Consider the following 22,107-nt stretch of genomic DNA (forward strand, 5'->3'; position numbering starts at 1 on the left):
GCTAACAGCACGTCCCGGCTTCCTCCTCCGCCTCCGCCGCCTCCGCCGCTGCCACCTTCACCGTTCCCGCCCGCGTCCCACCGTCCGCCTCTCGCGCCGCCGCCGGGCCGCGTCGCCGGGCGCCCGGCCGCTCCGGCAGCAGCCGGGAGCCGGTGAGGCGTTCGCCGAAGGTGTCGCCGGGGTTGGACAGCACACAGCTCTCCAGGGAGAGACAGCCGCAGCCGATGCAGTCGGTGAGATGGTCGCGCAGCCGGTTCAGCTGCTTGATGCGTTCGTCGAGTTCGGAGCGCCAGGCCTCCGACAGCCTGGCCCAGTCCTCCCGGGTCGGGGTGCGCTCCTCGGGCAGTTCGGCCAGCGCCTCCCGGATGGTGGCCAGCGGGATGCCGACCCGCTGGGCGGCGCGGATGAAGGCGACCCGGCGGAGCGTGTCACGGCTGTAGCGGCGCTGGTTGCCGCTGGTGCGGCGGCTGCCGATCAGTCCCTTGGACTCGTAGAAGTGCAGGGCCGAGACGGCGGCCCCGCTGCGCGCGGAGAGCTGGCCGACGGTGAGCTCGTGGATCTTCTCTGGAATCTGGGGCACCCCTCGAACCCTACCCAGCGCGTCACACCTCCGGTCCGTTGACAGGGGCGCCCCACCCGACCATGCTAAGCAGTTGCTTAGGCATGCGGGGACGCATGTGACCGAGTGGCGCGAGCGAGAGGCCGGGACATGGCAGAGCCGAGGATCTTCACGTCCGTCGACGAGCTGAGGGCGGCGGTGGGCGAGCAGCTGGGGTACACCGACTGGCTGGAGGTCGGCCAGAAGCGGATCGACCTGTTCGCGGAGGCCACCGGCGACCACCAGTGGATCCACGTCGACCCGGAGAAGGCGGCCGCCGGACCGTTCGGGACCACCATCGCGCACGGCTATCTCACCCTGTCGCTGCTCCCCCTCTTCGGGCCGCAGCTGATCGCCGTCGAGGGCGTGCGGATGGGCGTCAACTACGGCACCAACAAGGTGCGCTTCCCCGCCCCGGTACCGGTCGGCTCACGACTGCGGGCCACGGCCGTCATCACCGGGGTCGAGGACGTGACCGGCGGCGTCCAGGTCTCGGTCGCCTTCACGGTGGAGCGCGAGGGCGGCGACAAGCCGGTGTGCGTGGCCGAGTCGGTGTCCCGCTACTACCTCTGAGCGCGACCGGGTGCTACTTGGCCCCCACCATCCGCAGCACGAGGTCGGCGTAGAGGGCGCCGACCTCGTCGGGCGTCCAGGGTCCGTCGACGTTGAACCAGCGGGCGACGTCGATGCAGAGGGACAGGACGGCGAGCGTGGTGCCCTTCACGTCGAGCACGTCGAACTCGCCGGACGCCACCCCGTCCTCGATGATCCGGCGCACCTCGTCGTCACACTGGCGGCGCAGGGCCAGGATCTCCGCGCGGGCGTCGGGGCCGAGCGAGTCCAGCTCGTACTGGACGACCCGGGCGGTGGTACGCCCACCGGCGTGCCAGCGGACGAAGGAGCCGACCGCGTCGGCCATCCGGTCGCGGGCGGTGCCCTCGCGGCCGGCCGCCGTGCGCAGGATGTCCAGGGCCTTCTCGTGGCCGATCCTGCTGATGCGGTGCAGCAGTTCTTCCTTGGTCTTGTAGTGGATGTAGAGCGCGGCCGGACTCATCCCGGCACGGCCCGCGATGTCACGGGTCGTGGTCGCGTGGTAGCCGCGCTCGGCGAAGGCCTCCACGGCGGCGATCAGCAGCCGCCGCGCCGCGTCAGGGGTGACCTCGGCCCACGGCTGGCTCTCGCCGCCGGCCGTCTCCTCCGCCGTACTCATCGCTCGTTCGCCCCTCTCGCCGACAGGGGCACCACCATACCGCCGAACCTGAGCGCTCGCTTAGACGCCTCGCTGGGAGGGGGACACGACCCGCCCGGCGTCCTGCCGGTCCCGGATCACCTTGGCGAGGGTGAAGGCGGAGGTGACCAGGTAGAGCACGGCGATGGCGAGGAAGGCGCGCACCCACGGGTCGGCGTCCAGCCGGTAGATGCCGATGGCGGTGGCCGCCATGGCGACGGCGAAGGAGGCGACCGCCTGGCCGTAGAAGGCGGCGGTGTTCTGCTGCTTGTCACTCATGGGGTACAGCGTCGGCGGAGGGGGCCCGCGCCACATCCGCCGCCGTACTCAGAAGGTACTCAGACCGCCGGCCGCGCTCAGGGCGTACTCGGCGCGCCGGCCGCGCTCAGAACGCCGACACCCCCGTCAGCGCCCGCCCGATGAGCAGCTTCTGGATCTGGCTGGTGCCCTCGTAGAGGGTCATCACGCGGGCGTCGCGCAGCAGCTTGCCGGCGGGGTATTCGTCGATGTAGCCGTAGCCGCCGAAGACCTGGAGGGCGTTGTTGGCGGCGCGGACGGCCGCCTCGGAGGCGAAGAGCTTGGCCTTGGAGGCCTCGGTGGCGAAGGGCAGGCCACGGTCGACGAGGCCGGCGACCCGCCAGGTCAGCAGCCGGGCCGCGTCGACGTCCACGGCGATGTCGCTGATCAGTTCCTGGACCAGCTGGTGGTGGGCGATGGTCCGGCCGAACTGCTCGCGCTCGCCCGCGTGGCGCACCGCCGCGTCGAGGGCGGCCTGCGCGATGCCGACGCAGCCGGCCGCCACCGACATCCGGCCCTTGGCGAGGGCGGACATGGCGACGGAGAAGCCCTTGCCCTCCTCGCCCAGCATCGCCGAGGCGGGCACCCGGACGTCCTCGAGGACGAGTTCGGCCGTGGCCTGACCGCGCAGTCCGAGCTTGCCGTGGATGGTGCGGCGGGTCAGGCCGGGGGTGTCGGCCGGCACCAGGAAGGCGCTGACGCCCTTGTGGCCGGGGGCGTCCGTGGAGCGGGCGAAGAGCAGCACGACGTCGGCCCAGGTGCCGTTGGTGATGAACATCTTGGTGCCGTTGACGACGTACTCGTCGCCGTCGCGGACCGCGCGGGTGGCGAGGCTGCCCGCGTCGGAGCCGCTGCCGGGTTCGGTGAGCCCGAAGCAGCCGACCAGTTCGCCGGAGGTGAGGCCGGGCAGCCAGCGCCGCTTCTGCTCCTCGTCCCCCCAGGCCGCGATGGTCTTGGCGACCAGGCCGAGGGAGACGGAGACGATGCCGCGCACGGAGGAGTCGCCGCGGCCCAGTTCCTCGGTGACGAGGCAGTAGGCGAGGTGGTCGCCGCCGGAGCCGCCGTACTCCTCGTCGACGGTGAGTCCGAGGAAGCCGACCTCGCCGAGCTTCTTCACGATGCCCCGGTCGACCTCCTCGGCCCGGTCCCAGGCGACGACGTGCGGGGCGATCTCGCGCTCCACGAAGTCCCGGGCGAGCCGCCGCACGGCGGTCTGTTCCTCGCTGAGTTCCAGGTTCATGGCGCGTCACCCCACAGGTAGGTCACAGGAAGGCCACCGATTGAAAGCGGCACATTTAAATTAGCACTGCTAGTTTCCAGGCGCAGCCCTACTATGTGCGCCATGGCCCGACCGCGCAAGCCCTTGCTCAGCATCGACCGGATCGTCGAGACGGCCCGGGAACTCGTGGACACCGAGGGCCTGGCGGCCGTCTCCACCCGGCGGCTCGCCGCCGAGCTGGGGGTGAGCGGGCCGTCGCTCTACAACCACTTCCGCACCAAGGACGAGATTCTGGAGGCGGTCGCCGACTCGGTGAGCGCCCAGGTCGACCTGTCGATGTTCGAGGACGGCCGGGACTGGCGGACCGCCCTGCACGACTGGGCGGTCTCCTACCGCGCCGCCCTGCGCGACCACCCGAACATCGTTCCGGTGCTCGCCCGCGGCCCCGGCCGCCGCCCCGCCGCGCTGCGGCTCGCCGACGCGGTGTACGGCGCGATGGTCGACGCCGGCTGGCCGCCCGCCCAGGCCACCTCGATCGGCGCGCTGATGCGGTACTTCATCATGGGCTCCGCGCTCGGCTCGTTCGCCGGCGGCTTCCCGGACGACGCCAGCGCGTACGACCCGGCCGACTACCCCCACCTCGGGCAGGCGCACCGCCTCGCCGAGCAGCAGGAGAAGGTGGACGAGCGGGCCTTCGAGACCGGGCTCACGGCCCTGCTGGACGGACTGGCGCAGCAGTACGCGCAGGCCGCGCGGTCCGCGTAGAACGCCCGTGCGGAACGGTTCGGCGAGCGCCGAACCGTCGGTGCCGCATCCTGGGACCCATGACCACCACGGACACCCGGGCGGCCGGACTCGCCGCGTTCGCCGGTCTGATCGCCGACACCACGCGGGCCGCCTGCCTGCTGGCGCTGCTCGACGGGCGGGCGTGGACCGCCGGTGAGCTGGCGCGGCACGCGGGCGTCGCGCCCTCCACGCTGAGCGAGCACCTCGGCAAGCTCGTCGCGGGCGGCCTGCTCGCCGAGGAACGGCAGGGGCGGCACCGGTACGTCCGGCTCGCCGACGCCCGGATCGCCCAGCTTCTGGAGGACCTGGCGGCCCAGGTCACGCCGGACGCGCCCGGGCGACCGCGCGGCCTGCGCGAGGCGAGCGCGGGCTCCGCCATGGCCCGCGGCCGCACCTGCTACGACCATCTCGCCGGGCGCCTCGGCATCGCGGTCACCGACGCGCTGGTCGGGCTGGGCCTGCTGAACCGGGAGACCGGGTTCGCGCTCACCGACGCGGGGCTGGCCTGGTTCGCCGGCACCGGCATCCCGCTCGACCGTGCCGGCCGCCGCCCGCTGGCCCGCGCCTGCCTCGACTGGACCGAGCGCCGCCCCCACCTGGCCGGCACCGCGGGCGCCGCCCTGTGCCGCCACGCCCTCGACGAGGGCTGGTGCGTGCGGATCGGCTCGGAGCGCGCGGTGAAGGTGACGGCACAGGGCGAGCGGGCGCTGGCGGAACTGCTGGGCATCCCGGCGGGATCACTGCGCTGACACCACGTCTGCCCGGCGCGTCCCGGCGCGGCGTCAGAAGACGACCAGCGCCCGGCCGCCCTTGCCCGCCAGCATGTTCTCGAACGCCGCCGGGATGCCGTCCAGGGCGATCCGCTCGGTCACCAGCGCGCCCAGGTCCAGGCGGCCCTCGCGGACGTGCCCGGCGAGCACCGGCAGGTCCCGCGCCGGATCGCTGTTGCCGTAGACGCAGCCGGAGAAAGTGCGGCCCCAGTGGAAGATCTCCAGGGCGTTGAAGGTGACCTGCTGGTCCTTGCCGCCGATGCCGACGACCGTGGTCCGGCCGCCGCGCCGGGTGGACTCCCAGGCCGCGCGGATGGTGACGGCCCGGCCCACGCACTCCACGGCCACGTCCACGCCCTGCCTGCCGGTGAGGGCGCGGATCTCGCGCGGGGTGTTCTCGGAGGCGATGACGTAGTCGGTGGCGCCCGCCGTCCGCGCCAGCTCCTCCTTCTCCGGGGACACGTCCACCGCGACGATCTTCGACGCGCCCGCGATCCGGGCGGCCTGGAGGGCGGCGAGGCCCACTCCGCCGACGCCGAACACGGCGACCGTCTCGCCCTCGCGGACCCGCGCGGAGTGGTGGACGGCGCCGTAGCCGGTGAGCACGGCGCAGCCGAGCAGGGCCGCGTCGGTGAGCGGCACGCCGTCCGGGGCGGGCAGGACGCAGTTCGCCGCCACCACGGTCTCCTCGGCGAACGCTCCCACGTTCAGACCGGGGTGCAGGTCGGTGCCGTCGTCGGCGCGGCGGGCGTGGACGGCGCCGATGCCGCCGAGGGCGTGGGCGCACAGCCACACCTCGCCGAGCGCGCAGGCATGGCAGTTCCCGCAGGACGGCGCCCAGTTGAGGACGACCGGGTCGCCGGGGGCGACATGGGTGACGCCCTCGCCGACGGCGAGCACGGTGCCCGCGCCCTCGTGGCCGAGGACGGCCGGGAGGGGCACCTTCATGGTGCCGTTGGACAGGGACAGATCGGAGTGGCAGACCCCGGCGGCGGCGAGCCGGACCCGGACCTGCCCGGGTCCGGGCTCGGGCAGCTCGATGCCGGTGATCTCCAGCGGGGCGCCGACGGCGGGCACGACGGCGGCACGGACGGCGGCACGGACGGCCATGACAGATGACTCCCTGGGACGGAGAAGTGGCGTGGGACCGGAGTGGGTCAGAACTGGAGGGACTTGGTCTGGAGGTACTCGGCCAGGCCGTGGCCGCCGAGTTCCCGGCCCACGCCCGACTGCTTGTAACCGCCGAAGGGGGCCAGCGGGTTGAACCGGCCGCCGTTGATGTCGACCTGCCCGGTCTCCATCCGGCGCGCGAAGGCGACCGCCGCCGCCTCGTCGGCCGCCCAGACCGCGCCCGCCAGGCCGTACACCGTGCCGTTGGCGATGCGCAGGGCGTCCTCCTCGTCCTCGTAGCGCAGGATCGACAGCACGGGGCCGAAGATCTCCTCCTGCGCGATGGTCATCCCGGGGGTGACGTCGGCGAAGACGGTGGGGCTGACGAAGTAGCCCTGCTCGCGCGGCGCCTCGGGGCCGCCGGCCACCAGCCGGGCGCCCTCGGCGACACCCTGCGCGATGTACCCGAGCACCCGCTCCTGCTGCTTGGCGTTCACCACCGGGCCGATGCGGTCGCCGTACTTCGCGGCGGCGGCCCCGGCGAGTTCCACCGCCTCCTCGTACCGGTCGCGGTGGACCAGCATCCGGGTCCAGGCGCTGCACGTCTGGCCAGAGTTGGACATCACGTTGGCCACGCCCACGTTGACCGCCTTGGCCAGGTCGGCGCCGGGCAGGATCACATTGGCGGACTTGCCGCCCAGCTCCAGGGCGACCTTCTTGATGCCGGAGCCGGCGAGCGCGCCGATCTGCCGGCCGACGGCGGTGGAGCCGGTGAAGGAGACCAGGTCGACGTCCGGGTGCTCGGCGAGCGCCTGGCCCGCGACCGGGCCGAGCCCGGTGACCAGGTTGAAGACACCCGCCGGGACGCCGGCCGCGTCCACCACCTCGGCGAACAGCTGGGCGGTGAGCGGGGTGTCCTCGGCGGGCTTCAGGACGACCGTGCAGCCCGCGGCGAGCGCGGGGGCCACCTTGGCGACGATCTGGTGCAGCGGGTAGTTCCAGGGCGTGATCGCGGCGACCACGCCGATCGGCTCGTGGTAGACGGTGGAGTTGCCGACCTTCTCCTCGAAGGCGTACTCGGCGGCCAGCTCGGCGTAGGAGCCCGCGACCGCGACCGGCGCGCCGACGTGGACGGTCTGCGACAGCTTGAGCGGCGCGCCGAGTTCGGCGGTGACCGTCTCGGCGATCTCCTCGGCCCTCGCCACCAGGCCGTCCCGCAGGGCGGTCAGGCGGGCGGCCCGCTCGGCGGGCGGGGTGGCGGCCCAGCCCGGAAGGGCGGCGCGGGCGGCCCGTACGGCGTTGTCGACGTCCAGCGCCGTGCCGGCCGGCACCTGGCCGATGATCTGCTCGTCGGCCGGGTTCACGACGTCGATGACGTCCGCTCCGGCCGCCGGGCGCCAGGCGCCGTCGATGTACATGCCGTCATGTGCCTTCATCGCGTTCCCTCCGGGCGGGCCTCGTCGTCGCCCCCAAACTAGCGCCGTTAGTTTTACGGCACCAGGGGCGTCCCGCATGGCACGGCTCACCCTGCCCCGGAGCGGCTCAGAAGTCGACCCGCGTCCGGAGGTCGACGCGCGCGACCGACTCCTGCGCGAACCGCTTCTCGTAGGCGCGCCGGATCTCCTCGATCCCCCGGTCCCGCGCCGCCGCCTCGGCCACCGGATACAGCAGGATCAGCTCGTAGGACCGCTCCCTCTCGACCACACCGCGTGCGTCCCGCCACTGCCCGCGTCCCTCCTGCACGGTCAGCCCGTCCGGGAAGGCGGGGGCCACCTCGCGGTCCAGGAACTCGGTGAACTGCCGCTCGGTGACGGCCCGGCCGCCGTCGGGCCGCTCGGTGCCGAAGAACAGCTGGGTCTCGACGTACGGCGTCCCGCGCGGCGGTGCGCCCGTGTCCTCGTCCAGGGCTGCATAGGCGGCCGGCGCGGCGACGGCGAGCAGCAGCCCGGCCGCGGCGACGGCGGTGCGGGGGCGGTTACGGAGGATGAGGTGCGGGGTGCGGGTGTGATGCGTGGTCATGCCGCTTCCCTTACGGGACGCCCCCGTACGGATCCCGGAGCCACGCCGGGATCCGGGGTGCCCGTACGCACGGGGGCCGGAGGCCCGGGGTGGGCGGCGGCCGGGAAGCCCGGAAGCGGGGGCCCGGAAGCCCGGGGCCCGGGTGGCCGCTCAGGCGTCGCTGCGGCGGCGGGCCCGCGGTGTGCGGGTGTGCCGCCCGGCCTCCCCCGCCGCCGGCTGCGCCCGGCCGCGCGAAGCCACCCCGGAGGACAGCAGCAGCAACACCCCGAGCAGCACGAACGGCGCCGCCGCCCCCGCCACCCCGGCGACCAGGCCTGCCGTGGCCGGGGCGGCGACCTGGCCGAGGCGGTTGCCGGTCAGCCGCAGGGCGAGCGCGGTGGACCGGGCGCCCGCGGGGGCGGCCTGCACGACCGTCGTCATGGACAGCGGCTGCCCCACACCGAGGCAGAAGCCGAGCGCGGCCAGCATCAGGGCGAGCGCCCACACCGGCACCGGCACCGCGACGCCCGCACAGAGCACGGCGGCCAGCAGACAGGTCACGGTGAGCAGCGCGGTGCGGCCGAGCAGCCGCAGCAGCGGGGTGAGCACCAGACGGCAGGCGATGGTGGCCGCCGCGCGCAGGCTGAGCAGCAGGCCGATCACCGACGGGGCGATGCCCCGGTGCTCGCCGACCACGGGCAGGTAGGCGGTGAGGATGTCGGTGGCGGACAGCACGGAGAGGCTGATCAGGATGCCCGCGGGCACGCCCCGGGCGCGCAGGATGCGGTGCACGGGCAGGCGGTCGCCCGCCTCCGTACGGGACATGGGGGCCGTACGGCGATGCTCTGTGCGCCACAGCGAGGTCAACGCCACCGCGGCGCCCGCCCCCGCGACGAGCAGGGCGAGCGCGCTGCTGCCCGCCCTGTCGGGGCCGCCGATCAGCGCGCCGGCCGCGATCGGGCCGACGAGCTGGCCGAGGGAGGCGCCGATGGTGAAGTGGCCGAAGTTGCGGTCCTGTTCGTGCGGGGCGGACTGGCGGGCCACCAGGGACTGGGCGCCGATGACGAAGCTGAGGTGGCCGAGGCCCATCACGCCGCTCCAGACCGCCATGGCCCACAGCGAGCCGGCCAGGCCGCTGAGCGCGCAGCCGCCGGAGATCAGCACGACGCCGACCGGCAGCAGCGGCGCGCAGCGGCCGTGGTCGGTACGGCGGCCCAGCGGGACGGCGGCGAACAGCGGGAGCAGGGCGTAGACGCCCGCGATCACACCGATCGCCCGTTCGTCCGCGCCCAGCGCGAGGGCCCGGTAGGAGACGGCGGGCCGGGCCATCGACACCGCCCCCTGCGCGAAGCTGAAGGCGATGACGAGACGGAGCAGCCAGCCGCGGTTCCCACCGGGCCCCATGGTTGTTACCTCCGAGGGCAGTCGAGGGCGACGGACGAGGTGGCCGGCAGGGGCGTCAGATGATGCCGAACAGGAGGCCCGCGCCGAGGATGACCAGGCAGGTGAGGGCGGCCCACTTGACCACGAACCGGGTGTGGTCGCCGAACTCGACCTTCGCCATGCCGACCAGCACGTAGACCGCGGGGACCAGCGGGCTGGACATGTGCAGGGGCTGGCCGACCAGGGAGGCGCGGGCCATCTCCAGCGGCGAGACGCCGTGTGCGGCGCCGGCCTCGGCGAGCACCGGAAGGACGCCGAAGTAGAAGCCGTCGTTCGACATGAAGTAGGTGAGCGGCAGGCTCAGCACGCCGGTGACGAGCGCCATGTGGGGGCCCATGCCCTGGGGGATGACGTCCACCATCCACGTGGCCATGGCGTCGACCATGCCGGTGCCCTGGAGCACACCGGTGAAGACGGCGGCGGCGAAGACCATGCCGGAGACGTTGAGGACGTTGTCGGCGTGGGCGGCGATGCGGGCCTTCTGATCGGGGATGCGCGGGAAGTTCACGGAGAGCGCGAGCGCGGCGCCGAGCAGGAACAGCACCGGGATCGGCAGCCACTCCATGATCATGGCGGTGAGCAGGACGACCGTGAGCAGCGCGTTGAACCAGTAGAGCTTGGGGCGCAGGGTGTCGCGGTTCGGGTCGAGGCCCCGGAAGTCGTCGTCGTCCTCGGCGCCCGCACCTGAGCCGTCGGCGGCCGCACCTGAGCCGTCGGCGGCCGGACCGGAGCCGCCGTCACCGGAGCCGGCGCCCGCACCGAAGCCCCCGGTCAGCCGCTTGCCCTCCGCGTCGGCCCCGGATCCGGCGCCCACCAGCACCGTCTCCTTCTCCTCCACCAGCACCTCGTCCAGCGTCAGCACACCCAGCCGCTTGCGCTCGCGCAGACCGAGCACGTAGGAGAGGCCGATCACGAAGAGCAGGCCGACGGCGAGGGCCGGGATCATCGGGACGAAGATGTCGCTGGCGTCCAGCTTGAGCGCGGTGGCGGCGCGGGCGGTGGGGCCGCCCCAGGGCAGCGTGTTCATCACGCCGTTGGCCATGGCCGCGACACCGGTCATGACGACGAGGCTCATCTTCAGCCGCTTGTAGAGCGGATACAGCGCGGAGACCGTGATCATGAAGGTGGTCGAGCCGTCGCCGTCCAGCGACACGATCGCGGCGAGCAGCGCCGTACCGACCACGATCCGCATCGGGTCGGCCTTGCAGAACCTGAGGATGCCCTTGACGATCGGGTCGAAGAGACCGACGTCGATCATCACTCCGAAGTAGACGATCGCGAACATCAGCATCGCCGCGGTCGGGGCGAGGCTGGTGACGCCGTCGATGACGTAGTCGCCCAGGTGGGCGCCCTTGCCGACGACCACGCAGAACAGCGCGGGGATCAGCACGAGCGCCGCGATCGGCGACATCTTCTTCATCATGATCAGGACCAGGAAGGTCGCGATCATGGCGAAGCCGAGGATGGTCAGCATGAGTGGATACCTAACGTTCGCCCTTGAACTCCCACCTGGGCCGGCGGTGCGATGGACGTTAGGTCCCGTCAAGCAGCGTTAACAAGACGTTGACACGCGAGCAATAAGCGCAAAACTGCTGGTCACAGCTTTGCTCAGGTCAGCGCCCCCGCACACGTCAGGCCATCGGGGCCAGCTCGACCGGAACTCCGTTGAGGACCGCGTTGCCCGACAGCGGGTCCAGCAGGCTGCCGTCGAGGAGCTGGTTGACGTTGACGCCGGGGTCCGCGGCGGCGTGCCGCAGCCGGGTGCCGGGGCGGTCGTGGCCCCAGCCGTGCGGCAGGCTCACCACGCCCCGACGCACCGCGCCGGTGACCTCCGCCACGGCGGTCACCGCTCCCCCGGCGCCCTTGACCCGCACGGACGCCCCGTCGCGTACGCCGAGCCGTTCGGCGTCCTCGGGGTGGATGTGCAGGGTGCAGCGGTTGGTGCCGCCGGTGAGGGCCGGGACGTTGTGCATCCAGGAGTTGTTCGAGCGCAGATGGCGGCGGCCGACCAGGAGCAGTCCGGCGGGTCGTTCGGCCATCGCCCGCTTCAGCCGGGGCAGGTCGTCGGCGATCGGGCCGGGCAGCAGCTCCACCTTGCCGGTGCGGGTCTTCAGCGGCTGCGGCAGGCGCGGGCGCAGCGGTCCGAGGTCGATGCCGTGCGGACGTGCCAGCAGTTTCTCCAGGGTCAGTCCGTCCTCGTGTGCGCCGAAGCCGTCACCGTAGGGACCGAGGCGCAGCATCAGGTCGAGCCGCCGCTCGGGGCCGTTGTCGCCGGTGAGCCGCGCGGCCAGCTCGCGCGGGTCGCGGCCGTGCACCGGGGAGTGGGGGTCCTGGACCGCTTTGCCGAGGGTCTGGTCGATGACCATGGCGTCGACGGCGGCGGGATCGGCGCCGTGCGTGCCCGTCGCCGCCAGGATCAGCCGGGCGAGGATCTCGGTCTCGGCCATCCGGCCGGGCTCCAGCGGGATCGCGGGCCGGGTGTAACGGACCTGGTTGCGGATGGCGAGGGAGTTGAAGGCGAAGTCGTGGTGCGGGCTCTGCGCGGGAGGGGGCGGCGGCAGCACGACGTCGGCGTGCCGGGAGGTCTCGTTGAGGTAGGGGTCGACGCTGACCATGAAGTCGAGTGAGCCGAGCGCCTTGTCGAGGCGGTCGCCGTCGGGTGCGGAGAGCACGGGGTTGGCGGCGATGGCGACGAGCGCGCGGATCGGCTCGCCGTCCGGCGTGGCGGTGTCGATCTCCTCGGCGAGCGCGGAGAGCGGCAACTCGCCCTTCGCCTCGGGGTGCCGGCGCACCCGGGAGTGCCAGCGGCCGAGCGCGAAGCCCTTGCCGGGGCCCGCCGGGCGGGGTGTCCTGTCGGTGGCGGCCTGCGGGAAGAGGGAGCCGCCGGGCCGGTCGAGGTTGCCGGTGAGGATGCCGAGGACGTCGACGAGCCAGCTGGCGAGGGTGCCGTGCGGGACGGTGCAGCTGCCGATCCGGCCGTAGACGGCGGCGGTGGGCGCGGCGGCCAGTTCGCGGGCGAGGACGCGCGGCACCTCGGCGTCCACGTCGCAGGCTTCGGCGACGGCTTCCGGCGTGAAGTCGCGCAGCGCGGCGCGCAGTTCGTCGAGGCCGTGCAGGTGCGGGGCCAGGTGCCCCACGTCGACCAGGTCCTCCGCGAACAGCACGTGCGCGGTCGCCGCGAGCAGCAGCGCGTCCGTGCCGGGCCGGATCGCGATGTGCCGGTCGGCGAGCCGGGCGGTGCGGGTGCGGCGCGGGTCGATGACGGTGAGGGTGCCGCCGCGGGACTTGAGCGCCTTCAGACGGCCGGGGAAGTCGGGGGCGGTGCACAGGCTGCCGTTGGACTCCAGCGGGTTGGCGCCGATGAGCAGCAGGTGGTCGGTGCGGTCGAGGTCGGGCACGGGGATGGCGCCCGCGTCACCGTAGAGGAGTCCGCTGGAGACGTGCTTGGGCATCTGGTCGACCGTGGACGCGGTGAAGAGGCTGCGGGTGCCGAGCGCGCCGAGCAGGACCGGCGGGTAGAGGGCGCCGGCCATGGTGTGCACGTTGGGGTTGCCGAGGACGACGCCCACCGCGTGCGGTCCGTGGCGCTCGGCCACCGGCCGGATGCCCGCCGCGACCGCGTCGAAGGCCTCCTCCCAGGTGGCTTCGCGCAGCTCGCCGTCCCGGCGCACCAGCGGGACGCGCAGCCGGTCGGGGTCGCCGTCGAGGGCGCCGAAGGCGGCGCCCTTGGGGCAGATGAACCCCTGGCTGAAGACGTCGTCGCGGTCGCCGCGGGCACCGGTGACGGCGGTGCCCTCGATGGTGAGGGTCAGCCCGCAGGTGGCCTCGCACAACGGGCAGATACGCAGAGCGGTGCGGGACATCGGGTCCTCCCGGGGGCTGGCGGCGGCGACGGCGCACGGACGACGCCGAGCATACCGACCGGTAGGCATGGAGGGGAGGACTCCGCGCGACTCCCCTCGGCGCAGCCGCCCGGAGGCGTCAGTCCAGCACCCGCCCCAGATAGGAGCGCAGCAGCTCCCGCATCTCCGCGATGATCCGCTCGTCGCCCTGCGGATCCATCCGGAAGGCCAGCTGGACGAGGGTGTCGGCGGTCTCCACGGCGATCAGGAACGTCCGGCGCAGATCCTCGTCGGGGGCGCGGCCGATGAAACCGGAGAGCAGGCCGGTCAGCACGTCGGCGACCCGGTGGTTGGGCTCGCCCTGGCGGGCGCCGACGGGGATCTGGTTGCCGAAGTCGACGAGGGAGAAGCCGGGCGCGGTGCGCTTCATGGCCAGGTACTCGTCCAGCACGGCGTCCAGGGCGGCCCGCCAGTCACCGGCCCGGGCGTCCTTCAGCCGCCCGGTGACGCGCTCGGCGTACCGCTCCAGGTTGCGCTGGGCGAGCGCGTCCGCCATCTGCCGTTTGTTGCCGAAGAAGCGGTAGACCGAGCCGATGGGGACACCGGCGCGCTGGGCGACGGCCCGGGTGCTCAGCGCGTCGTAGCCGACCTCGTCGAGGAGGTCGGCGCAGGCGTCGAGGATCCTGGTCAGGCGTTCGGCGCTGCGGCGCTGGACGGGCGCGCGGCGGAGCGTGGTCGCATGGGGCACGGGCTTCATGATGCCTTTCCGGGGCGGTCCGGTGAACCTCACCCCCCAGTACGCGCACCGGTGGCCCCAGCACTCATCTGGCCGCCGGGTCAGGGCCCGGCACCGGGCGCCGCGGAGCCCGCCGCGCTCGCCTCGGGTGCCGGTTCGGACTCGTCGGGTGCCCGTTCGGACTCGTCGGGCGCCGGTTCGGACTCGGAGACGGTGACGTCGGCCGTGCTCTCGACCGGTTCGCCGTCCACCGCCCACACGGTGCCGTCGTCGGCGTAGAGCCGGGCGGTGACCTGGTGGGTGCCGCGCGGGACGAGGCGGCCGGGCAGCCGGTACTCGGGGCCGCGCAGCTCGGTGACGAACCGGCCGTCGACGAAGAGCCGCGCGGTGCCGCGCCCGGCCACCGCCTCGGCGGGCGCCCCGGCGGGCGAGAAGCGGAAGCCGTCGAGGGTCAGCCGGACCCGCCAGCTGTCGCCGGCCGGGGCGGGCTGCACCTCGACGCCGACCTCGGGGGCGTCCTCCTCGTCCACCTGGCGGTAGGCCCGCCCCTGCTCGTCCCTGTCCTCCAGCACCCTGCCCACGGGCGCGGGTGCGTCTCCGCCTCTTCGCTCTTCTGCGTCACTGGTGCCGCAGCCCGCGGATCCGGCCAGCACGAGGACACAGACCGCGAGCGCGGCGGGGATTCCGCGCGTCCATGACATGCCGGCGAGCGTAGAACACCGGTGCGACACCTCGAATCCCCCTCAGGTCTGGTTCTCGTAGTCCTCCAGTAGTCCGCCGAGAGGAGGGGGCACACGGCCGGCGCGGACCTCTTGCGCGGGAGCAACCGCAATCCTACGGTGATGCATAGGAATCAGGGTCGACCATCACCGGCACAAGGAGCAGTGATCATGACCGATGGGGGCACCGCCCGCGCGAGCGAATCCGAGCGTGGGGGAGCGCGCAAGACCGCCGAAGGGCTGGCGTACTCTTCCGGATTCGGCAACGAGCACAGCTCCGAGGCGGTCCCGGGCGCCCTGCCCGAGGGCCGCAACTCACCGCAGCGCGCCCCGCTGGGCCTGTACGCGGAGCAGCTGAGCGGTACGGCGTTCACCGAGCCCCGGGCGCACAACCGCCGCTCCTGGCTGTACCGGATCCGCCCGTCCGCCGCCCACCCGGCGTTCACCCGCACCGGCAACGGCGCGCTGCGCACCGCGCCCTTCACCCAGACGGTGCCCGACCCGAACCGCCTGCGCTGGAACCCGCTCCCGGAGCCCGAGCCCGGCACCGACTTCCTGAAGGGCCTGTGGACCCTGGGCGGCAACGGCGATGTCACCCAGCGCTCCGGCATGGCCGTGCACCTGTACCACGCCAACGCCTCCATGGCCCGCGTCTTCAGCGACGCGGACGGCGAGCTGCTGATCGTCCCGGAGCGGGGCGGGCTCCTGCTGCGCACGGAGTTCGGCCTGCTGCACGCCGAACCAGGCCATGTGGCGCTGATCCCGCGCGGGGTCCGCTTCCGGGTGGAACTGCTCGACGAGACCGCCCGCGGCTATGTCTGCGAGAACTACGGCGCCCCCTTCCGCCTCCCCGACCTCGGCCCGATCGGCGCCAACGGACTCGCCAACGCCCGCGACTTCCTCGCGCCGGTCGCCGCGTACGAGGACGTCGAGGGCCCGGTGGAGGTGGTGAACAAGTTCTGCGGCAACCTCTGGACGGCCACCTACGACCACTCTCCGCTGGACGTGGTCGCCTGGCACGGCAACTACGTGCCGTACGTCTACGACCTGCGCCGCTTCAACGTGATCGGCACCATCTCCTACGACCACCCCGACCCGTCGGTCTTCACGGTGCTCACCTCTCCCTCGGACACCCCCGGCCTGGCCGGTGTCGACTTCGTCGTCTTCGCGCCGCGCTGGCTGGTCGGCGAGGACACCTTCCGGCCGCCGTACTTCCACCGGAACGTGATGAGCGAGTACATGGGCCTGATCGAAGGCGCCTACGACGCGAAAGCGGAGGGTTTCGTGCCGGGCGGCGGCTCGCTGCACAACATGATGTCCGCGCACGGTCCCGACCGGGAGACGTTCGACAGGGCGAGCGCGGCCGAGCTGAAGCCGCAGAAGATCGACGACGGGCTGGCGTTCATGTTCGAGACCCGCTGGCCGGTGACGCTCACCCCGCACGCGGCCCAGGCGGAGCACCTCCAGCGGGCCTACGACGACGTCTGGCAGGGCCTGGAACGCCACTTCCGCGCGCGGTGACCATGGCGCGCCCCCGCAGTCCCCTGTTGCACCGATGATTCCGCAACCGGTACGGATGACCCCGTGACCTCCTTCGCCCCGGACTCCATCGTCCTGAACCGCAAGCTGCCGCTCTGGTACCAGGTGTCGCAGTCGCTGCGCGCCTCGATACTCGGCCGCTCCCCCCGGGACCCGCTGCGGCTGCCCACCGAGGAGCAGCTCGCCGGGCACTACGGCGTGAGCGTGCTGACCATGCGGCAGGCGCTGAAGGAGCTGGAGGACGAAGGGCTCATCACCCGCCATCGCCGGCGCGGCACGTTCATCGAGCCGAGCGCCCGCCGGGGCTCACCGGTGCGGCTGCTCGGCTCGGTGGACGCGATCGTGGCCCAGCAGTCCGGCATGACGACCGAACTGCTGGAACACGGCCGCGTCCCCGTGCCCGCCGAGGCCGCGGAGTACTTCCCGGACCTCACCGAGGCGGCCGCCTACCACCGGCTGCGCAGCGACGCCGAGACCGGTGAGCCGACCAACCACGCCCGCAACTGGGTCCGCCCCGAACTGGCCGACCGCATCGACCCCGACGACCTGGCGCGCTGGCCGATGACGAAGGTGCTGCGCGATGTCGTCGGCGCGGACATCAGCCGGATCACGGACACCGTGGAGGCCCGCCTCGCCGACCCGGAGACCGCCCGGCTGCTCCAGGTCCCGCTGCTCAGCCCGATCCTGCACTACACGGGCGTCACCTACGACGGGGACGGCCGCGTCCTGGACGTGGCCGTCATCCACTACCGCGGCGACCGCTTCTCCTTCACCGTCACCCTGGACGCCACCTAGCCACACCCGGGCCCGTCGTACGATGCCGGGCGTGACGTACGACGACGCTCCGCCGCTGGCGGACCTCATGCCGTGGTCCGTCGCACCGCCCCGGCTCGGCCGGGGCTGGCCGGCGGCTCCCGACCCCGGCTCGCTCAAGGCCCGCTGGGACGCCTTGGTCCGGGCCGAGGGCGCCGACCGGGAGGCACTGTTCGAACCGACCCGCGCCCGCACCCTGCGCAGCGCGGTCGGCCAGCTGCCCGGCCAGTCCACCGGCACGGAACGCCTGCTGCGCGCCACGGGCCCCGGCCCGGAGCCGGTCCGCGTCCTGCGCGCCCCCTTCGACGAGCAGTGGCTCCTCCCGGACCACCGTCTCATCGACACCGCCCGCCCGGAACTGTGGCGGGTGGCCGGCCCCCGCCAGATCTTCGCCGTGCAGAACCCGGACGACCCGGCGCTCCCCCTCCTGGCGACCTCCGTCCTCCCCCTCCTCGGCCCCGTCCGCCCTCTGTACCGCCGACCCGACGGCACGGAACCCAACCTGGCCCCGGGCCTCCTGGACCACCTGGTCACCCGCCTCGGCCACCCGGTGACCCCGCTGGACGTCCTCGCCTGGACCGTGGCGACGACCGGCCCCGCCCTCACCGTGCCGCTCACCGAGGACCCCGGGCTCTGGGCGGAGGGCCTGGCACTCGGCCATCGCCTCCTGTGGCTGATGCGCCGCGACGGCGAACGCCCCAGACTCCCGGGCGGCCGCCGCCCCTACGTGCGCGCGCCGCTGCCCGCCCGCCCGCTGACCCTGCGCTACGACCGCGAGGAGGAAGCCCTCCACCTCGACGAGGGCCGCATCTCCCCGGTACCCCCGCGGGCCTGGGACTTCGAGGCGGGCGGGGTACGCGTCCTGGAGCACTGGTTCACCGTCCGTACCGCCGTCTCCGAGCCCGGCACCCTCACGGCGATCCGTCCCACGGCCTGGCCCCAGACCTGGACGTCGGAACTCCTGGAGCTGATCACGGTCCTGACCCTGATCGCGGAACTCCTCCCGCAGAAGGGGCAGTTGACGCTCACGTCCCCCATCACGGCGACGGAACTGAAGGAGTCAGGCATCCTCCCGCCCCCGGAAACGACGCGCCGCCCGCCCTCGGTCCTGAACTCCCGGGAGGAAGGCCCGGAAGGCCAACTGGCCTTGCTCTGACCCACCGGGGGCGCGGGGAAGCGCGCGAGCAGCCCCCACGTCACCACGCGGAACGGCACCCGGACCTCACTCCCGCGACGCGAACCCGCCCAGAATCCGCCCCAGCATCAACTCGAACAGCGCCTCGGGATCCATGGGCCCAGGGTCCTCCGAGAAGGCCGCCGCGAGCCGCGGATAGGCCCCGCTCGCCATCTGGCCGCCCAGATAGGCCCCCCGCACCGCGCTCTCCCGCTCCGGCGACCACGGCAGCGCCCGGCTCCGCTCGGCCGTGGCCAGCTCGTTGGCGACGTACGCCGTCACACACCCGTTGAGCATGCCGATGAGCTGCATCTTGGTGCCGTAGGGCGCGTCGAGGGAGTCCAGGCAGGCGAGGCAGTGTTCGAGGAAGCGCAACGCGTGCGGGCTGAACCCGTACACCGGTGACAGCACGCGCGTCAGCCACGGATGCCGGTGCATCAGCGCGCGGGTCTGCCGCGCGATCCGCCGCGCCTCCTCGCGCCAGTCGTCCCCCGGCTCCCACAGCTCGTGCTCCGCGCTGGCGGCGTCCACCATCAGCTCGTACAGGTCCTCCTTGCGGGGGACGTAGTTGTAGAGCGACATCGTGCCGCAGCCCAGCTCGCCCGCGACGCGCCGCATCGACACCGCGTCCAGCCCTTCGGCGTCGGCGATCCGGACGGCCGCCGCCGCGATGTCGGCACGGGTGTACGCCGGTCTCGGCCCGCGGCCCGCCCGCTCGGGGCGCGCCCAGATCACTTCGGGTTCGGCCGCTCGGCCCGCCATCGGTCATCACCTCGCCCACCATCGTAGTTACGTACAGCGTACGTAGTGCGCTATGGTCGAGCCATGACTACTACGTACGCCGTACTTAGTGAGGGTCTGGAGAGGCGTTTCGGCACCGTGCACGCCCTGCGCGGACTGGATCTCGCGGTCGCGGAGGGGACGGTCTGCGGGCTGCTCGGGCCGAACGGCGCGGGCAAGACCACCGCCGTCCGGCTGCTCACCACCCTGCTGCGCCCCGACGCGGGCTCGGCCCGGGTCGCCGGGCACGACCTGGTCCGCGAGGCGGCGGACGTCCGCCGCCGCATCGGTGTCACCGGGCAGTACGCGTCGGTCGACGGCGACCTCACCGGCCGCCAGAACCTGCGCCTGTTCGCCCGGCTGCACCGGGTGCGCGGCCCGGCGCGGGCCGCCGACGAGCTGCTGGAGCGTTTCGGGCTCACCGAGGCCGCCGACCGCCCCGCCTCCACGTACTCGGGCGGGATGCGCCGCCGGCTGGACCTGGCGGCGAGTCTGGTCCGCCGCCCGGAGGTGCTGTTCCTGGACGAGCCGACGACCGGCCTCGACCCGGCCTCCCGCAACGGGATCCGGGAGGCGGTGCGCGCGCTGAGGGCCGAGGGCACCACGGTCGTCCTCACCACCCAGTACCTGGAGGAGGCCGATCAACTGGCCGACGGCATCGCCCTGATGGACCGCGGCCGGGTCGCGCACACCGGGTCGCCCGCCGAACTGAAGGCGGTCGTCGGGACCCACGTCGAGGTGGTCGTCGCCGACGCCGAGGCGATGGTGCGGGCGGCGGGCGTGCTCGACCGGCTCACCGGGGCGCAGCCGGCCTTCGACCACGACCGGGCCGCCGTCGGCGCGGTCACCCGCGACACCACGCTCACCCTGCCCCGCCTGGTGCGCGAACTCGACGCGGCGGGCGTGCCGTTGCTCGACGCGAGCCTCAGGCCCCCGACCCTCGACGACGTCTTCCTGCGCCTCACCGAGAAGGAGCCCGCCGCATGAGCACGCTCGTCCACGACGGCACGGCCATGCTGGGCCGCCAGCTCCAGCGGGCCCGGAACAACCCGGGACTGCTGGTCCTGACCCAGACCATGCCGATCACCATGCTGCTGTTCTTCGGCTACGTCTTCGGCAGCGCCCTCGCCATGCCCGGCACCGAGTACCGCTCCTTCCTGGTGCCGGGGCTGCTGGTCGCGACGGCCGCGGGCGGGGTGATGACCGGGATGTTCCAGGCCGCCCAGGACACCCACCGGGGTGTCACCGACCGGCTGCGCACCCTGCCGATGAGCAGGGCCGCGGTGCCGCTCGGCCAGGCCGCCGCGGACCTGGTCGTCTCGGCGGCGGGCACGGTGCCGTTCCTGCTGGTCGGGCTGGCGATGGGCTGGCGGATCGAGGGGTCGGCGGCCGGGGCGGCGGGAGCCGTCGCCCTGCTGCTGCTGTTCCGGTTCGCCTGCACCTGGGTGGGGATCTTCCTGGGCCTGCTCACCCGTGACGAGGAGGCCGCGGGCCAGCTGGGCGGGGCGACCTTCGTGCTGCCGCTGCTGTCCAACGCCTACATCCCGACCGAGGGCCTGCCGGGCTGGCTGCGCGCGGTCGCCGAGTGGAACCCGATCAGCGCGGTCACCACGGCCGTGCGCGACCTGTTCGGCAACGCCCCCGTGCCCGAGGGCGCGGCCTGGCCGGTGGCGCACCCGGTCGCCGGGTCCCTGGCGTGGTGCGCGGTGCTCGTCACCGTCTTCGCCTCCGCGGCCGTGCACCGGTACGCGCACGGGAACCGGTAGTGACCGCGGGCGTCCGGCACTGCTGACAGGACGGCGGGGCAGGAGCCATGATCCACCCCATGGAGCGTCTCCCCCTGCCCCTGGAGGGCATCACCGTCGTCGCCGTCGAGCAGGCCGTCTCGGCCCCGTTCGCCACCCGCCAGCTCGCCGATCTCGGCGCCCGGGTGATCAAGGTCGAGCGGGTCGACGGCGGCGACTTCGCGCGCGGCTACGACACCGCCGCCCGCGGCCTGGCCTCGCACTTCGTGTGGTGCAACCGCGGCAAGGAGTCGATCGCGCTGGACCTGAAGGACCCGCGCGGCCTGGACGTGGTGCGGCGGCTGGTGGCGGACGCGGACGTGTTCGTGCAGAACCTGGCGCAGGGGGCGGCGGCCCGGCTGGGCCTGGACGCGGCGACGCTGTGCGCGGCGCACCCCCGGCTGGTCGCGGTGGACATCTCGGGGTACGGGGCGTCGGGGCCGTACGCGGACAAGCGGGCCTACGACATGCTCGTGCAGTGCGAGGCGGGTCTGGTGTCGGTCACCGGGACGCCGGAGCGGCCGGTGAAGGCGGGGATCCCGGCGGCGGACATCGCGGCGGCCATGTACGCCTTCTCCGGGGTGCTGGCCGCGCTGGTGCGCCGGGGGACGACCGGGCGCGGCGGGCCGGTGGAGATCTCGATGCTGGAGTCGCTGGCGGAGTGGATGGGCCATCCGCTGCACCACGCGATGCACGACGGCACTCCCCCGGCGCGCACCGGTCTGGCGCACGCGGTGATCGCGCCGTACGACGCCTACGCCACGGCGGACGGGGGACGGGTGCTGCTCTCGGTGCAGAACGACCGGGAGTGGCGGCGGCTGGCCGGACAGGTCATGGGCCGGCCGGAGCTGGGGGCGGATCCGGCGTACGCGACGAACGCGGCGCGGGTGGCGAACCGGGAGCGTACGGACGAGCTGGTGGCGAAGGCGCTGGGAGTGCTCGACGCCGACGAGGCGCTGGCCCGGCTGGAGGGCGCGGGGATCGCCTGCGCCCGGCTGCGGGACGTCCGGGAGGTGGCGGAGCACCCGCAGCTCGCGGCACGGGACCGGTGGCGGGAGGTGGAGTCGCCGGTGGGGCCGCTGCGGGCACTGCTGCCGCCGATCACCCTGCCGGGCGGGGACACCGCGCGGATGGGCGACGTTCCCGCGCTCGGCCAGCACACCGGGGCGCTGCTGCGTGCCGTGGGGATGACGGACGACGAGATCGCAGCCTTGCGCCGGGACGGTGTGGTGGCCTGAGCGCGGGTCCGGGAAGCGGCCCCGGGGAGCGCC

22 protein-coding genes are annotated in these 22,107 nt (G+C 73.5%); 9 read left to right on the forward strand and 13 right to left on the reverse strand.

Going from position 1 to position 22,107, the window contains the following annotated elements:
- Nucleotide 1: 1 nt before the first annotated feature.
- Nucleotides 2-580, reverse strand: a complete 579-nt coding sequence (gene soxR, locus VE614_RS19510) for a redox-sensitive transcriptional activator SoxR (protein WP_324938356.1) — start codon at nt 578-580, stop codon at nt 2-4.
- A gap of 129 nt (nt 581-709) precedes the next feature.
- On the opposite strand from soxR, the gene VE614_RS19515 reads away from it, so the two are divergent.
- Nucleotides 710-1,171, forward strand: coding sequence for a MaoC family dehydratase (locus VE614_RS19515; protein WP_324938359.1), 462 nt, complete (start codon nt 710-712; stop codon nt 1,169-1,171).
- Between the two features lie 13 nt (nt 1,172-1,184).
- On the opposite strand, the gene VE614_RS19520 is transcribed toward VE614_RS19515, so the two are convergent.
- The 3 genes from VE614_RS19520 to VE614_RS19530 form a co-directional block, all read right to left on the reverse strand.
- Entirely contained in the window at nt 1,185-1,808 is a 624-nt protein-coding gene (locus VE614_RS19520; RefSeq protein ID WP_324938362.1) for a TetR/AcrR family transcriptional regulator, read from the reverse strand.
- 60 nt (nt 1,809-1,868) lie between these two features.
- Entirely contained in the window at nt 1,869-2,105 is a 237-nt protein-coding gene (locus tag VE614_RS19525) for a YiaA/YiaB family inner membrane protein (RefSeq protein ID WP_324938365.1), read from the reverse strand.
- A gap of 106 nt (nt 2,106-2,211) precedes the next feature.
- The gene (locus VE614_RS19530; RefSeq protein WP_324938367.1) at nt 2,212-3,363 is read right to left on the reverse strand and encodes an acyl-CoA dehydrogenase family protein; all 1,152 of its coding nucleotides are present in this window, start codon (nt 3,361-3,363) and stop codon (nt 2,212-2,214) included.
- 102 nt (nt 3,364-3,465) lie between these two features.
- Here VE614_RS19530 and VE614_RS19535 point away from each other — a divergent pair, with 102 nt between their 5' ends.
- Complete coding sequence (locus VE614_RS19535; RefSeq protein WP_324938371.1) at nt 3,466-4,107, forward strand: TetR/AcrR family transcriptional regulator; 642 nt, start codon at nt 3,466-3,468, stop codon at nt 4,105-4,107.
- A 59-nt stretch (nt 4,108-4,166) separates the two neighbouring features.
- Complete coding sequence (locus VE614_RS19540) at nt 4,167-4,877, forward strand: winged helix-turn-helix domain-containing protein (RefSeq protein WP_324938374.1); 711 nt, start codon at nt 4,167-4,169, stop codon at nt 4,875-4,877.
- 33 nt (nt 4,878-4,910) lie between these two features.
- On the opposite strand, the gene VE614_RS19545 is transcribed toward VE614_RS19540, so the two are convergent.
- From VE614_RS19545 to VE614_RS19580, 8 genes are all read right to left on the reverse strand, one after another.
- On the reverse strand, nt 4,911-6,008 hold the full coding sequence (locus tag VE614_RS19545; protein WP_324938377.1) for a Zn-dependent alcohol dehydrogenase: 1,098 nt from the start codon (nt 6,006-6,008) through the stop codon (nt 4,911-4,913).
- A gap of 47 nt (nt 6,009-6,055) precedes the next feature.
- Nucleotides 6,056-7,444, reverse strand: coding sequence for an aldehyde dehydrogenase family protein (locus tag VE614_RS19550; protein WP_324938379.1), 1,389 nt, complete (start codon nt 7,442-7,444; stop codon nt 6,056-6,058).
- 106 nt (nt 7,445-7,550) lie between these two features.
- Entirely contained in the window at nt 7,551-8,027 is a 477-nt protein-coding gene (locus VE614_RS19555) for a DUF3574 domain-containing protein (RefSeq protein ID WP_324938382.1), read from the reverse strand.
- A 150-nt stretch (nt 8,028-8,177) separates the two neighbouring features.
- A complete protein-coding gene (locus tag VE614_RS19560) occupies nt 8,178-9,410 on the reverse strand; it encodes an MFS transporter (RefSeq protein WP_324938385.1) in 1,233 nt (410 codons plus the stop codon).
- A 55-nt stretch (nt 9,411-9,465) separates the two neighbouring features.
- Nucleotides 9,466-10,923 carry a citrate:proton symporter gene (locus tag VE614_RS19565; RefSeq protein ID WP_324938388.1) on the reverse strand — a complete coding sequence of 486 codons (1,458 nt, stop codon included), beginning with the start codon at nt 10,921-10,923 and terminating at the stop codon, nt 9,466-9,468.
- A gap of 157 nt (nt 10,924-11,080) precedes the next feature.
- On the reverse strand, nt 11,081-13,312 hold the full coding sequence (locus tag VE614_RS19570; RefSeq protein ID WP_324938390.1) for a molybdopterin oxidoreductase family protein: 2,232 nt from the start codon (nt 13,310-13,312) through the stop codon (nt 11,081-11,083).
- A gap of 118 nt (nt 13,313-13,430) precedes the next feature.
- Nucleotides 13,431-14,048, reverse strand: a complete 618-nt coding sequence (locus VE614_RS19575) for a TetR/AcrR family transcriptional regulator (protein ID WP_324938393.1) — start codon at nt 14,046-14,048, stop codon at nt 13,431-13,433.
- Nucleotides 14,049-14,128: 80 nt separating this feature from the next.
- Nucleotides 14,129-14,728 carry a hypothetical protein gene (locus VE614_RS19580; protein ID WP_324938397.1) on the reverse strand — a complete coding sequence of 200 codons (600 nt, stop codon included), beginning with the start codon at nt 14,726-14,728 and terminating at the stop codon, nt 14,129-14,131.
- A gap of 189 nt (nt 14,729-14,917) precedes the next feature.
- Here VE614_RS19580 and hmgA point away from each other — a divergent pair, with 189 nt between their 5' ends.
- The 3 genes from hmgA to VE614_RS19595 all read left to right on the forward strand — a co-directional run bounded on the left by hmgA (nt 14,918) and on the right by VE614_RS19595 (nt 18,254).
- Complete coding sequence (gene hmgA, locus VE614_RS19585) at nt 14,918-16,267, forward strand: homogentisate 1,2-dioxygenase (protein WP_324938399.1); 1,350 nt, start codon at nt 14,918-14,920, stop codon at nt 16,265-16,267.
- 63 nt (nt 16,268-16,330) lie between these two features.
- Nucleotides 16,331-17,080 (forward strand): GntR family transcriptional regulator, encoded by a 750-nt coding sequence (locus VE614_RS19590; protein WP_324938402.1) that lies wholly within the window; start codon nt 16,331-16,333, stop codon nt 17,078-17,080.
- A 22-nt stretch (nt 17,081-17,102) separates the two neighbouring features.
- Nucleotides 17,103-18,254 carry a type ISP restriction/modification enzyme gene (locus VE614_RS19595; protein WP_324938405.1) on the forward strand — a complete coding sequence of 384 codons (1,152 nt, stop codon included), beginning with the start codon at nt 17,103-17,105 and terminating at the stop codon, nt 18,252-18,254.
- Between the two features lie 66 nt (nt 18,255-18,320).
- Here the strand turns inward: VE614_RS19595 and VE614_RS19600 are convergent, their stop codons facing one another.
- Nucleotides 18,321-19,034, reverse strand: a complete 714-nt coding sequence (locus VE614_RS19600; RefSeq protein ID WP_324938408.1) for a TetR/AcrR family transcriptional regulator C-terminal domain-containing protein — start codon at nt 19,032-19,034, stop codon at nt 18,321-18,323.
- A 63-nt stretch (nt 19,035-19,097) separates the two neighbouring features.
- Between VE614_RS19600 and VE614_RS19605 the strand changes: the two genes are divergently transcribed.
- From VE614_RS19605 to VE614_RS19615, 3 genes are read left to right on the forward strand one after another with little or no spacing between them, the layout of a single operon-like run.
- Nucleotides 19,098-20,039, forward strand: a complete 942-nt coding sequence (locus VE614_RS19605) for an ATP-binding cassette domain-containing protein (protein ID WP_324938411.1) — start codon at nt 19,098-19,100, stop codon at nt 20,037-20,039.
- Entirely contained in the window at nt 20,036-20,818 is a 783-nt protein-coding gene (locus VE614_RS19610; RefSeq protein ID WP_324938414.1) for an ABC transporter permease, read from the forward strand. Before VE614_RS19605 ends, VE614_RS19610 begins: the two co-directional genes overlap by 4 nt.
- A 59-nt stretch (nt 20,819-20,877) precedes the next feature.
- Nucleotides 20,878-22,074: a CaiB/BaiF CoA-transferase family protein gene (locus VE614_RS19615; protein WP_324938417.1), complete on the forward strand. Its 1,197-nt coding sequence runs from the start codon at nt 20,878-20,880 to the stop codon at nt 22,072-22,074.
- The last annotated feature ends 33 nt before the right edge of the window (nt 22,075-22,107 follow it).

This window comes from Streptomyces sp. (assembly GCF_035645055.1).
Classification (GTDB): Bacteria; Actinomycetota; Actinomycetes; order Streptomycetales; family Streptomycetaceae; genus Streptomyces.

Bases quoted from the DNA above. Each gene is read 5' to 3' on its own strand.
- VE614_RS19515 (WP_324938359.1), top strand. From the start codon at position 710: ATGGCAGAGCCGAGGATCTTCACGTCCGTCGACGAGCTGAGGGCGGCG.
- VE614_RS19520 (WP_324938362.1), bottom strand. From the start codon at position 1,808: ATGAGTACGGCGGAGGAGACGGCCGGCGGCGAGAGCCAGCCGTGGGCC.
- VE614_RS19525 (WP_324938365.1), bottom strand. From the start codon at position 2,105: ATGAGTGACAAGCAGCAGAACACCGCCGCCTTCTACGGCCAGGCGGTC.
- VE614_RS19530 (WP_324938367.1), bottom strand. From the start codon at position 3,363: ATGAACCTGGAACTCAGCGAGGAACAGACCGCCGTGCGGCGGCTCGCC.
- VE614_RS19535 (WP_324938371.1), top strand. From the start codon at position 3,466: ATGGCCCGACCGCGCAAGCCCTTGCTCAGCATCGACCGGATCGTCGAG.
- VE614_RS19540 (WP_324938374.1), top strand. From the start codon at position 4,167: ATGACCACCACGGACACCCGGGCGGCCGGACTCGCCGCGTTCGCCGGT.
- VE614_RS19545 (WP_324938377.1), bottom strand. From the start codon at position 6,008: ATGGCCGTCCGTGCCGCCGTCCGTGCCGCCGTCGTGCCCGCCGTCGGC.
- VE614_RS19550 (WP_324938379.1), bottom strand. From the start codon at position 7,444: ATGAAGGCACATGACGGCATGTACATCGACGGCGCCTGGCGCCCGGCG.
- VE614_RS19555 (WP_324938382.1), bottom strand. From the start codon at position 8,027: ATGACCACGCATCACACCCGCACCCCGCACCTCATCCTCCGTAACCGC.
- VE614_RS19560 (WP_324938385.1), bottom strand. From the start codon at position 9,410: ATGGGGCCCGGTGGGAACCGCGGCTGGCTGCTCCGTCTCGTCATCGCC.
- VE614_RS19565 (WP_324938388.1), bottom strand. From the start codon at position 10,923: ATGCTGACCATCCTCGGCTTCGCCATGATCGCGACCTTCCTGGTCCTG.
- VE614_RS19570 (WP_324938390.1), bottom strand. From the start codon at position 13,312: ATGTCCCGCACCGCTCTGCGTATCTGCCCGTTGTGCGAGGCCACCTGC.
- VE614_RS19575 (WP_324938393.1), bottom strand. From the start codon at position 14,048: ATGAAGCCCGTGCCCCATGCGACCACGCTCCGCCGCGCGCCCGTCCAG.
- VE614_RS19580 (WP_324938397.1), bottom strand. From the start codon at position 14,728: ATGTCATGGACGCGCGGAATCCCCGCCGCGCTCGCGGTCTGTGTCCTC.
- hmgA (WP_324938399.1), top strand. From the start codon at position 14,918: ATGACCGATGGGGGCACCGCCCGCGCGAGCGAATCCGAGCGTGGGGGA.
- VE614_RS19595 (WP_324938405.1), top strand. From the start codon at position 17,103: ATGCCGGGCGTGACGTACGACGACGCTCCGCCGCTGGCGGACCTCATG.
- VE614_RS19600 (WP_324938408.1), bottom strand. From the start codon at position 19,034: ATGGCGGGCCGAGCGGCCGAACCCGAAGTGATCTGGGCGCGCCCCGAG.
- VE614_RS19605 (WP_324938411.1), top strand. From the start codon at position 19,098: ATGACTACTACGTACGCCGTACTTAGTGAGGGTCTGGAGAGGCGTTTC.
- VE614_RS19610 (WP_324938414.1), top strand. From the start codon at position 20,036: ATGAGCACGCTCGTCCACGACGGCACGGCCATGCTGGGCCGCCAGCTC.
- VE614_RS19615 (WP_324938417.1), top strand. From the start codon at position 20,878: ATGGAGCGTCTCCCCCTGCCCCTGGAGGGCATCACCGTCGTCGCCGTC.